Below are 11936 nucleotides of genomic sequence, written 5' to 3' on the forward strand. Positions count from 1 at the left end.
AAACTTCTTCGGCCACTGACCTTCGCTGGAATGAAATTCATCGACGAGTCTGGCGGCGAGCTGATTTCCCAGCGTTTCTGCCGTGACTGCGGGAATGGTCCGAGGGTCAAATGCGTAGAAATCCCGTCCGGTGGGCAGGGCTGCGGGATTGCGGACGGGGTCGTTACCGGGACCGGGGCGGATGTATCCCCCGCCCAGTCCATGGAGCAGGGCGGCCAGCTCGGCAGGGCCGCTGTCGGTCAGGTTTTGTCGGCCCGTGGAGGCCGTTTTCTCGTCGTGTGCTTCACGGATCAGATCGACAAATCCAATCAACCGCTCGTCGATGGGAGAAACCCCGAACGTGTGCATGCCGAAAGGAATGCTCTGGGCCTGAATCTGTTCCAGATAATCCTCCAGCGTGCTGATGCGCCGTTCTGCGTCGGGATGACTGCGATCCGCTTCGCTCCACCCGCGATCGGCAAGATCCTTATCGAGCCCGCGGAGGACGACTTCAGCGTCGATGCTGGCTTGCGCCTGAGCGACCGTTTCGCCACCGGTTGCGCGCGCATCTCGCCAGCGTTGAATGAGTTCCTTAAGTGACTGCAGTTCCGGGGGAAGGGAACTTGTCCCCAAGGCAGGGGTCAGATGATCAATAATGGTCGCGGCACCTCGTCGCTTGGCCACGATTCCTTCCCCGATGTCGTCCATGATGTAGGGATAGAGGATTGGCAAATCCCCCGCGAGGACTTCTCCCGCGTCGAATCCGGCCAGACCTGATTCCTTACCGCTCAGCCACTCGTGCGTTCCATGAGTGCCGGTATGAATGACGGCATGCGCTTTGAATTCCTTCTGCAACCACAAGTACGCCGCGATGTACTGGTGGTGGGGTGGCAGGTCCTGCGTCTGGTAGAGTGCGGCGAGGTCCTGTGTTCGACCCCGGTCAGGCTGAACCAGCAGAACAATGTTTCCCAGTTCAATCGTCGGCAGCACCAGATGAAGTTCACCACCGAGCCGGGTGGTCATGATGTCGGCTGTTTCGGGGCGTCCCCAATGCTTGGTCACGTCGTCACGAAAGCGGCGTGGCAACGCGTCGAACCAGGTCTGATAGGTTGAGACAGGGATCGTCACCACACCACCTGCGTCGATGAGCCGTTCAAGTTCACCCGGGGCCCAGCGCGCGATATTACGTCCCCGATCAACGACCCGTTTTTCGATCTCAACGGCGTCGGAAAAGTTCTCGACTTGATAGCCGGCATCCCGCATCGATTGCAGCATGACTGGAATGCTACGGACGACATTCAGGTAACTGGCTCCGACGTTCTGCTTGCCGGGCGGGTAGTTCCAGTACATCAGAGCAACGCGGCGTTGTGCGGCTGGCGTCCGACGCAATTCGCTGAGCGCCCGGGCGCGAGCTGCCACACGAGTGACACGTTCGGCAATCGGCTGGGCCTCGACCCCACTGCGAGTCGGCTCAAGTCCGGCGACGACATTGTGCGGCGCCAGACCGACCAGTTCCGGGACGGCCAGTTGCCACGCGACTTCCCCTGTGGTCAGACCTTGCGAACTGTCACGCCACTCGTCGACCGTTCGGCCATAGATGCGGATCGCGTTGATGATCGGGATATCCAGTTGCGACAGGATCGCCTCGGCCTCTTTATCGGTGAACTTCAAATGCAACGAGATGATGGCATCAATTCGAGGTTTGCCCGCTTCGTCGAGCAAGAGCTGTCGAACGGCCTTGCTGGCAGGTTGACCAAAACAGACGACCGGCTGAATTCCCTGCTGCTGGCACGCATCGGCGATCGCTTTCGGAACGGCCAGGACTTCACGACGGGCTCGCGTGGCAAAGTCGAGAATGGCGACACATGGCCGGGTGGGGTCGAACTTCGTGAGCACCTGCCACTCGGACCATGTTTCGACCAGTCGAGGTTCCCCCTCGATCCAGGCGACATAGCCTTGCTCCGGCCGTTTCACCGGAGGAGCCACTTCCAGATCGAGATAGCCCGCATACCGCTTGAGAACCAGCCGCAGCATTTGCTCAACGTCGGATGGTCCCCCTTCTGACCAGTAGGGTTCGACGAGATCGTCCTGCTTCAGACCGAACTGCGTCAGCGTACTTTCGTTGATGGCTGGACCGCTGGGACCAAAAGCCAGCCGCGTCCGCGCGTGCGATTCCTGAATGATCGGCTCGTTGGCCGTGACCCACTTCGCTTCGAGTAATTCCACCAGCAGCAGATCGGTTTGAGGAACTTCCGCGTCGGCGACAGTGTTCCCCGGCGAGCGAACTTGAAAACTGACTTCGCGGGCCAGACCAGGATCGCTGGAGAGCAGACGGTCGATTCCCCGGTTGAGGCTTTCCACTGCCGGGTCAGAACAGATGATGAGGATGGAAACCGAGCGGGGTGCAGGCCGCGAACGGACTTCCAGCCCGAACCAGATTCCGGCACTCAGGAACAGCGTTACCAGAAAGCCACCGGCAGCGAACTGAGTCCACGAGCGGTCAAAAGGCTTTCCGTCTGAGGGGGCGTCGCTCACTCTTTACTCTCGGGTACGTAAATCACTGTGCCATCCGCCAGGCGATAGGCAACACCGAGGCGGGTTCCGTCACCGGAGCCGACTTGTTTCGTCACTCGTCTGACAGTCGTTTTCTGGCCATCCTTCACGACCACCTCAAGGCTTCCATCCGCCTGTTCAGTGGTGATGGTGACCTTACTGTCGGGATCGAACATGGCGAGCAGGTTGAGAGCGCTGATCAGTGCGACCAGAAAACCCAGGGCGAATACGATTCCGGTGTCGAACAGATTGGCGACCCCCGCCAGCGGGTCATCTTCGCCGCCACCTCGCAGCAGTCCCAGTCCCGAGCGGGAATTTCTACGCATCGTGTTGCTCCAAAGCATGGCGGATCTCGGCCAGATCGAGGCGATACCAGCGTTCCTGCGCGCTGGAAATAATCCAACCGAGTGAACCCGAAAAGAGCCCCAGTACTGTTGTTCCGAACGCCAGAATCAACCCGGCCGAGAGCGCCTTGAGATTATTCTCTGCCAGGGCCATCAGTGCCGGACCGAGCGGGATCAGCGTACCGGCAAGACCGAGGGCTGGGCCGACGCGGATCCAGAAGCGAGCCTTGTCGACGGTTGCCGCCAAGGCGGATTCGGTTCGGTCCAGGGCCAGCCAGGCCGAGCAATCAGGGTCGCTGTTTCGCTGCCGAATGTATTGGGCAATCCCGGTGCGTCGTTTCATCACGGGAGGAGGCTCGAGCGGGTCTGACAGGGCTTTCGCTGCACCTCGCCGCTGCAGACCTTCGACGACAAACCCGCCGAACAGAAACAGCGTGTGAATCACCCCGAGGATTAACAGAACGCAGCATGGCCAGAGTAAGAAGTTCGAGAACTGGTAGATAACGGCCTGAATCGTGTCGAACATGTTTTTCCAGAATTCCTGAAATCGAGCTTCCCAGCGTCATCCTTAGAATTCTGAGATGACTTCTCCACCGTTGCTGGTGATCAGACTAATGAGCATCGGTAACGAGGTCGATGCACCCAGACTGCGGACAGAGCCATCTCCCATGAGCGCATTAGCCATCCCGGTATGGAATGAGTAAATCTCACTGTCATTGGAACAGTTGATTGCGCAAGGACCGAGCGAATTGGTGTAACCGTTAGGTTGGGCGCCATCGATCAGGAAGCCTTTGTTATGGCTGGCCCAAACTCCCCCCGTGGGGAAAGGTTTGGTGGCGGTGGTCCCCCACGTTTTTGGCGACCCCTCTGGTACCAGGACACCTTTCTGGTAAAGCTGAGGACGACTACCGCATTCCGAGACCATGACGGTATTGGAGAGCCCATCCGTGACCGAGGAAAGTGGTGAGACATCCCTGCGGAGAACTCCAAGGTTGGTATTGTCGGAAAACTTGGGATTCAGTGTGTTGTTCAGAGCCGAGCTGACACCTGCAATGTTGGCGTAGTCGGTGACCCCTCCGTAATAAAAATTGCGCGGGGATGTGGCGAAGGTCGCAGTTGGGCTGGCATCCGGGTAATAGATCAGCGATGTCCATTCAAACCCGGTCCGAGTCATCGCAGAGGGGCAGCGAAACGCGGGAATGTTCGACTCCACTGCAAGAATATTGTCATCGTCATGCCAATCGAGGCTGACATTGTACAAGTTGTAGACGTTCGCCTGATCGATGTGCGGGAGAATCGCGGTATACCAGCTATAGCGGCGGTCCTTCCAGTGGGGACCGGCATACGGCTGCAGCGAATGGGTTGGGAAGACCTTCCATGTCGATTCATAGTTATGCAGGGCCAGGCCGATCTGCTTCAGATTGTTCTTGCACTGAGCCCGACGAGCCGCTTCACGAGCCTGCTGCACTGCGGGAAGCAGCAGAGCGATCAGCACGGCGATAATGGCGATGACGACTAACAACTCAATCAGGGTAAATCCTGATTTTATCGATTTTCCGGCCTGCTGGCGTGGACTCATGGCAACCTTGCTGATGCTATGCGAATGTGAATTCGATTGGTGTGATCTATCTAACGAGTGTCGCCATAAGGCATCCATTTATTGCTCAAATTACATCGGTGAAAAACCGGCAGCCACGTCGCAACTCACGGATTTGGTTTCATTGACATCGACCGAAGCGTCTGCCATCGGGTTAGCCAGTCGCGTAGTACGTTACCGCGGCCGTATGACACATTGAATGTGATTTTTTGCAGAATCATTTGTGTTTTTTCACAATGCCGCATCAACTGTTGAAACGGCAATAATCTTTGGCACAATCTAGCTGGAATGCCGCCTCATAACCGCATTTTGACGCAAGTTTGCGTCAAGGAATCGAGCTGAGGCCGCACTTTGCATGAGTTCATAGTCGCTTTCCAGGGGCCCGCCATGTTTTGCCGTTTGAGAATTTTTGCACTCGCGTTGTTGCTGGCGATGTACGCGACACCAGTTCAGGCTCATCCCCACCACAGTCACACGAATTTTCAAAGCTTCTCACAAACGGTTCCCGATCATGGTTTCTGGTCCGGAGCGGTCCATCCGTTTACAGGGATTGACCACATGCTGGCGATGGTGGCAGTCGGTGTCCTCTCCGTTCAGGTTGGAGGACGGGCGCTATTCTGGGGACCGTTGAGTTTTCTCGGCGGTGTTTCGCTGGGAGGGTTGCTCGGATCGTTGTTTCATCTTTCACCGGGCGCGCAGGCGGCGATTTGCGTCTCACTCATTTGTATGGGAATGGCACTCGCATTCAGACGGGTTCCTCCGCACGTGTATCTGTTTGCCGTGTTCGCCTTTTTTGGTGCTTTTCACGGGATTGCCCATGGAGAAGGGAAATTTGTGACTGGGCAAGATATGGATTACATGGTCGGTTTTGTCGCTGGGTCGGCCGCACTTCATGCAGTCGGGTTGGCAATCGGAGTTGTTTTTAAGCAAAGTCAGAACACGCTTGTGGCAAACATGGCACGGGTTTCCGGTGCGGGTATTGCTGCTGCCGGGTTGTTTCTGATGTTCATGTCCTGAAGTCTCAGGACGTGAGTATTTGCCGCGGACCAAAGTTCGGAGTGAATCGCTCGGGCGTTTCTGGCTGCTTTCAAATTCGACTCCGGGGCTTGCGGCGTTGGGAACGATCGGCTTTGACGTTTGGATCGTGCGCTGGCTCTCCGTCCTCGTGACCTGGTGTTATGGCCAATCAAAGAGTTCTTCGTCGAGTGCTTCTCTTAATTGAAGCGCCCACTGCATTTACATTGAAGCTGATTCGGGGGGTGACCTCATACAGTCAGTCGCACGGACACTGGATGATGACGCTTCGGGAAGGCCGTTCGTCCGACCTGCTGCCGCTGCTGGACGATCTGTCCTCCTACGATGGTGTGATTGCGCGAATCGAGTGTGGGGACATCCATCAGCGAATCAAGGCGTCGTCACTCCCCTTCGTAAATGTCAGCGGCACCAATTTTGACCCTCAGGTCCCCTGGGTCACGATCAATCATGAGTCGGTGGTTCGACTGGTGGTCCAGGAGTTTCGTAACAATGGCCATACCCACTTCGCCTTTTTCGGACCAGTTCGACGCGCCTGGAGCTGCCAGCGTGAGAACTGCTTTCAAAAACTGATTGCCGAGAAAGACCTCGCCTATTGCGGCACGTTTTTGACTCATCCCGAGAAAGCCGGGGATGAAGCGGAGTTACAGCGGATTCAGGACTGGATCACCAGTCTTCCCCATCCTGTGGCCATCATGTCGGCCAACGACGTCTGCGGAAATCTGCTGCTCCGATGCTGCCATGCAGCAGGGCTTTCCGTTCCCAATCAGGTTGCTGTGATCGGGGTGAACAATGACGAATTGCTGTGTGAGTTGAGCTATCCCACGTTGACGAGCGTCTCGACCAACACCGAGAAAATCGGTTACGAGTCTGCCGAGATTCTGAGCCAGTTGATGTCCGGGAAAAACGGATCGTCAAAGCCCGTTCGGGTGGAACCACTGGGGATCGAATCCCGTCGCTCGACCAACAGCGCAGCGGGAGCGGATCCCTTCGTGGGTCTCGCCTTCCGCTTTATCCAGCAGCATGCCTGTGATGGTATTAACGTCGAGGATGTGCTGAAACTGGTACCCATGTCACGAACCGCTCTGGAGACGGCATTTCGTGAATTTATTGGCCGCAGTCCCCATCACGAGATCACCCGAATCCGGATGGAACGAGCCCGTCGAATGCTCGCCGAGAGCGAACTTCCGATCGCCGATGTCGCCCGACGTTGTGGATATTCGACCGTGGATTACTTCAGTGCCGCATTCAAGCGGAAAGAGGGAGTCTCCCCGTCGGATTTCCGTCGCATGAAGATGTGACGGCTGCGGATGCAGGTAGAAGGTCGGTCCCAGTCTGGCCCCGGCAAGAGATGCCCTTCGCAGAAAATTCTCACGCTGGGAACTGTCGGCCAGTGCGACAGTTGGAGGCGGAAATGGGCTACGGAGCCGCATTTTTCCGATTTTCCGCGATCGGTCCGGATTCGGCTGACTTTGTGCAGCGGTCGCGGTGCGGATACAACTCTTGTTCCAGACCGATCATCCTGGTTATCGGTTTTTTGTGACGGCAAAGGATTTTGAAGATCATGTTTCAAAAAGTAGGCGACGCGGAGTTTGTTCGAGGTGAGCATGAAGTTCTCAAGCTTTGGAACGAACGATCGATTTTCGCCAGATTGAGACGCCAGATCGCCGGCAAAACTCCCTGGAGCTTTCTGGATGGGCCGATCACTGCCAATAACCCCATGGGTGTGCACCACGCCTGGGGACGAACATATAAAGATACGTTTCAGCGTTACTGGGCGATGAACGGCCGTGATCTGCGCTATCAGAACGGTTTCGACTGTCAGGGACTCTGGGTCGAAGTCGAAGTGGAGAAGCAGCTGGGTCTCGGTGCGAAAAGCCAGATCGAATCGTTCGGAATTGATAAGTTCGTGCAGGCCTGTAAGCAGCGGGTCTTGAAGTACGCCGCGATCCAGACCGAGCAATCAATCCGCCTTGGTTACTGGATGGACTGGGACGATCCTGACCAGTTACGAAAACTGGCCGAAGCGATCGGTACGGACCAGGTGGTGGAGTTCACCCCGCCAAAACAGCCGGATGCCGTCATCAAGGATCACGCCGAGGCGATTGTTGCCAAACTGGGAAATCCCGACTGGGGGGGGAGCTACTTCACGTTCTCGACGGAGAATAATGAGACGATCTGGACGTTCCTCAAGAAATGTTTCGAACGTGGCAAGGTCTATCGCGGACACGATGTGATGCCCTGGTCTGGTCGGGGCGGTAGTGCCTACAGCCAGATGGAAGTTGCCGACGGCCGCAAGCTGACGGTCCATCGCAGTTGCTTCGTCCGGTTTCCGGTACTGCGCAACGGGGCGGCTCCCGCTGTGGGAGAAAAAGACCAGGAATACCTGCTGATCTGGACGACGACCCCCTGGACGTTGACCAGCAATGTCGCGGCGGCCGTGAATCCCGATCTGGACTACGTGAAGCTGCGATCCAAACGGGACGGCGGAATTTACTACTTCGCCAAGGATAACCTCGATTTCCAGCGTCTGGCGAAAGAGTTCAAGGAAGGTTTCGGACGACCCGAGTGGACGTGGCCGCAGGGAGTTCCCAAGCTCAAGACGATCGGTCAGTTCTTCAAAGAGATCGGCGGGTACGAGATCGAAGGGACGATCAAGGGGGCGGAGATGATCGGCTGGCAATATGCCGGTCCGTTCGATGATCTCCCTGCGCAGTCCGCCTCGGGGGGTGTCCCGTTCGATCCTAAGCTGGCCGATAAGTCGGGCGTCATCTGTCACCGAGTCATCGATGGCGGACGCGACTTCAAGGGGAATGCAAACGTTGTCGCGGGTGAGGGAACAGGCATTGTTCATATCGCTCCCGGTTGCGGTGATGTCGACCATCAGCTCGGCGTGGCGACGGGACTCATCGGGATTGCGCCCCTGGGCGAAGACGGTCGCTTTATCGAAGGCTTTGGCGAGTACACCGGACGCGAAGCGACCGATCCCGCCACGATTGATCTGGTACTGACGCGATTGAAAGAAAGGCACTTGCTGGTTGCGGACGAAAAGTATCCGCACATTTATCCGTTCTGCTGGCGAACGGGTGATGAACTGGTGTTTCGTCTGGTCGATGAGTGGTTCATTGATATGGACTGGCGTGATGAGATCATGCAGGTCACGGACAAGATCCGCTGGCTTCCCGACAGTATCCAGGGGGGCGAGCGTGAACGTGAATGGCTCACGAACATGCGCGACTGGATGATTTCCAAGAAGCGGTTCTGGGGTCTGGCGCTGCCGATCTGGATCAATCCGGAAGATCCAACTGATTTCGAAGTCATTGGATCCCTGGCAGAGCTGAAAGAACGCGCCGTCGAAGGCTGGGACGAATTCGAGGGGCATACCCCGCACAAGCCGTGGATCGACCTGGTCAAAATCCGCAGTCAGAAAACCGGCGCGACGCTGTCGCGAATTCCGGACGTGGGAAATCCCTGGCTGGACGCGGGGATCGTGTCGTTCAGTACGTTGGGTTTCAACACTCATCCTGAGTACTGGCGGAAGTGGTACCCCGCTGACTTTGTGACAGAATGCTTCCCCGGCCAGTTCCGCAACTGGTTCTATTCGCTCCTTTCCATGGGAACGATGATGAACTGGGATCGAACGCAGGATCCCGAAGAGAAGCGGCCGTTCAAGACCCTGCTGGGGCACCGGCTGGTCATGAACGAAGCGGGCAAACCGATGCACAAGTCGGACGGAACCGCGATCTGGTTTGAGGAAGCGGCCGAGCAGATTGGCGTTGATACCATGCGCTGGATGTATCTGGCGCAGAATCCCGCGTCCGATCTGCGGTTCGGAACACGGCATCCCGATCAGCCTGTGACACTGGAAACGCCCGTGGGGACTACGGATGTGACCATTGACGGTGTCAAAACGCATCTCGTCACGAGTGCTCCCGCGGATGAGACGCGGCGAATGGTGCTGATCCCGCTATGGAACAGCTACGCATTCTTCGTGAATTATGCACGGCTTGACGAGTTCAATCCACAGGCCCCTCTTGTCCCTGTTAGCGAGCGGCCGGAAATCGATCGCTGGCTCTTGTCGAACCTGCAGGCCCTGATTGGCGGGATGCGCGCCGCACTGGAAGACTACAACACCCCGGAAGCGGCACGACAGGCGGCGGCATTCATCGACGATCTTTCGTCGTGGTACATCCGCTTGAACCGACGTCGTTTCTGGCGGTCGAAAGACGCAGGAGACAACGACAAACTCGCCGCCTACCAGACGCTGTATGAAGTGCTGACGACACTGACCAAGCTGCTGGCCCCGCTGATTCCGTTCTTGTCCGAACGGATGTACCAGAACCTGGCAGGTATCTCGAACGGGGACGGTGCAACGAGTTCGTCGGTCCCTGATTCGGTGCACTTGTGCGAGTATCCTCAACAGGACGCTTCCAAGCTGGATCTGGAGCTGAATAAGCGGATGGCGGCCGCGCAGACTGTGGTGCGACTCGGACACAAACTGCGTGACGAGGCCGATCAGCGAGTTCGGCAACCGCTTCAGGAACTGCGCGTCTCGACCAGTAGTCCTGATCAACAGGAAGCGATCAAGCGACTGACGGATCTGATTCGTGATGAGCTGAACGTGAAGGTGGTCTCGATCTGTGAATCGCTGGCTGACATCGTTAAGTACGTTTACAAGGTCAACCTGAAGACGCTGGGGCCACGCTACGGCAAGTTGCTGAACTTCCTGAAGGAGAAACTGCCAACGGTCGATTCCGAGACTCTGGCTCCGCTTCGCTCGGGGCAGACAATTACGTTGACACTCGATGGGCATGAAATCACGCTCAACCCGGAAGACGTTCAGGTCGGGACCGAGCAGGCCACCGGATGGGTGTGTGCCGATGACCGTGGAATCCAGCTCGCCCTGTCGACCGAATTGACACCGGCCCTGATCCGAGAGGGGATGGCTCGCGACTTCATTCGTCAGGTACAGCAACTGCGCAAAGATGCGAATCTCGAAATCGAAAGTCGTATCCGCGTGCAGTACGCCAGCGACGACCAACAGGTCGCCGAGGCTCTGGTTGAGTGGGGTGATCTGATTCGCGGAGAGACGCTGGCGGACAGCCTCGATCGGACGGAAACCCTTCCCGCCGAGGTTTCGTCCGTGACGGTGGGAGATGTCAAAGTCTCGATCCGCATCGAAACAGTGTAGTGGAATGGAAGAGATCCCGGTGTTCGGCACACGACACGGGGATCTCGGTGAGTGCTTTCGCTAGAGCATCGACGGTGTCCTTGCCGGGACCGTCGATGCTTTTTATTGAGGTTTGATCGTCCAGGCAAGTTCATGTCCGGGCGACGCCCGTCGCAATACGGCATGGCTGTGCGATGTCGCTCAGACTTATTCTTTTTTCTGATCAGCCGAGACGTTCCAGACGTCTTCCAGTGCCTTACGAATGCTTCGCAGCGTGACGGGTTGTTCAGACAGCACGCGTGAGCATTCCGTCTCGGCGAGGCTGTCTTTCATGCTGACCTGGCCTTTAGACAGGACCAGCGCAATCGCAGTCCCAGACGTTTTGCAGGTGGCGATTGCCTTGTCATAACAGGCAGCAATATCGGGGCCCAGGGACTCGCCCATCAACACCAGGCCCTTGGGAGGATCGGCGCGGAGGCGGTTCAAGGCCCGGTCGAAGTCACGCAGAAGCAGCACGCGGTAGCCGTGTTTGGAAAAGTACTGCCGCAGCGAGTCCTGCTGCCGCGGTCGGTCCTCAACGCAAAGGACGGCGGGAGCAACCGGTTTGGGTGGAGCAGGAGGGGCAGGGGCTTCGTAGGCGGCAGGGTTGAGTTCGGAGAGCGCCAGTCGCAGATCGACGGCAACGGAGGCGGGGGTCTGATACCGCTGTGAAGGACTGATCTGCATCAGTTTGTCCACAATGCGAACAATGCTGGAAGGGAGTGATGGATCCACTTCCTGAATTGACTGAACATCCCGATAGCGGCTGAACTGGCGACGTTCATCCTTATTCTTGGTGGGAGGGTAGGGGGCCGTCCCGGTCAGTAATTCGTAATACATCGCACCGAGGAAATAGAGATCGCTGCGGGGATCGTTATCCGGTGCTCCGCTTCCCCGTTCGAGCGTGGCATACTCGATTGCGCGATCGACTTCGTCCTCGAAAGACTGGAGCGAGGCATCTTGTCCGGCCAGTCCGAAGTCGACGAGCTTGGCAACCCCTTGAGCGCTCAGCAGGACGTTCGTCAGCTTCAGATCCCGGTGCGTGATCCCGAATCCCGCCGCGTAGTCGAGTCCTTCAGCGATATCGAGTGCGTAGCGTGTTGCTTCTTCCGGAGAGAATTTCGAGCGAGCTTTGAGCAGTTCGCGGAAGTTGCCACCTTCCACGAACTCCATCGTCAGAAAGTGCTGATTTCCATCGGATCCGACGTCGAAGATGGGAACA

At 57.2% G+C, this 11936-nt stretch carries 8 protein-coding genes; 3 read left to right on the forward strand and 5 right to left on the reverse strand.

Annotation, left to right across the window (positions count from 1 at the left end):
• From VGE80_RS05060 to VGE80_RS05075, 4 genes are all read right to left on the reverse strand, one after another.
• Nucleotides 1–2514: cobaltochelatase subunit CobN (locus tag VGE80_RS05060; RefSeq protein ID WP_440591900.1), on the reverse strand; the 2514-nt coding region annotated here is incomplete at its 3' end.
• Nucleotides 2511–2858 (reverse strand): DUF2149 domain-containing protein, encoded by a 348-nt coding sequence (locus tag VGE80_RS05065; protein ID WP_373653764.1) that lies wholly within the window; start codon nt 2856–2858, stop codon nt 2511–2513. The genes VGE80_RS05065 and VGE80_RS05060, both read right to left, overlap by 4 nt.
• Nucleotides 2851–3402, reverse strand: coding sequence for a MotA/TolQ/ExbB proton channel family protein (locus VGE80_RS05070; RefSeq protein WP_373653763.1), 552 nt, complete (start codon nt 3400–3402; stop codon nt 2851–2853). Before VGE80_RS05070 ends, VGE80_RS05065 begins: the two co-directional genes overlap by 8 nt.
• 42 nt (nt 3403–3444) lie before the next feature.
• On the reverse strand, nt 3445–4455 hold the full coding sequence (locus VGE80_RS05075) for a DUF1559 domain-containing protein (protein WP_440591901.1): 1011 nt from the start codon (nt 4453–4455) through the stop codon (nt 3445–3447).
• Between the two features lie 405 nt (nt 4456–4860).
• Between VGE80_RS05075 and VGE80_RS05080 the strand changes: the two genes are divergently transcribed.
• From VGE80_RS05080 to VGE80_RS05090, 3 genes are all read left to right on the forward strand, one after another.
• A complete protein-coding gene (locus VGE80_RS05080) occupies nt 4861–5490 on the forward strand; it encodes a HupE/UreJ family protein (RefSeq protein WP_397568679.1) in 630 nt (209 codons plus the stop codon).
• A gap of 275 nt (nt 5491–5765) precedes the next feature.
• Nucleotides 5766–6806, forward strand: a complete 1041-nt coding sequence (locus VGE80_RS05085; protein ID WP_440591902.1) for a XylR family transcriptional regulator — start codon at nt 5766–5768, stop codon at nt 6804–6806.
• A gap of 263 nt (nt 6807–7069) precedes the next feature.
• Nucleotides 7070–10696, forward strand: a complete 3627-nt coding sequence (locus VGE80_RS05090) for a class I tRNA ligase family protein (protein ID WP_440591903.1) — start codon at nt 7070–7072, stop codon at nt 10694–10696.
• Nucleotides 10697–10882: 186 nt separating this feature from the next.
• On the opposite strand, the gene VGE80_RS05095 is transcribed toward VGE80_RS05090, so the two are convergent.
• A partial coding sequence (locus VGE80_RS05095) for a protein kinase domain-containing protein (RefSeq protein WP_440591904.1) occupies nt 10883–11936 on the reverse strand: 1054 nt, incomplete at its 5' end.

It is taken from the genome of Schlesneria sp., from assembly GCF_036405755.1.
Taxonomy (GTDB): Bacteria; Planctomycetota; Planctomycetia; order Planctomycetales; family Planctomycetaceae; genus Schlesneria; species Schlesneria sphaerica.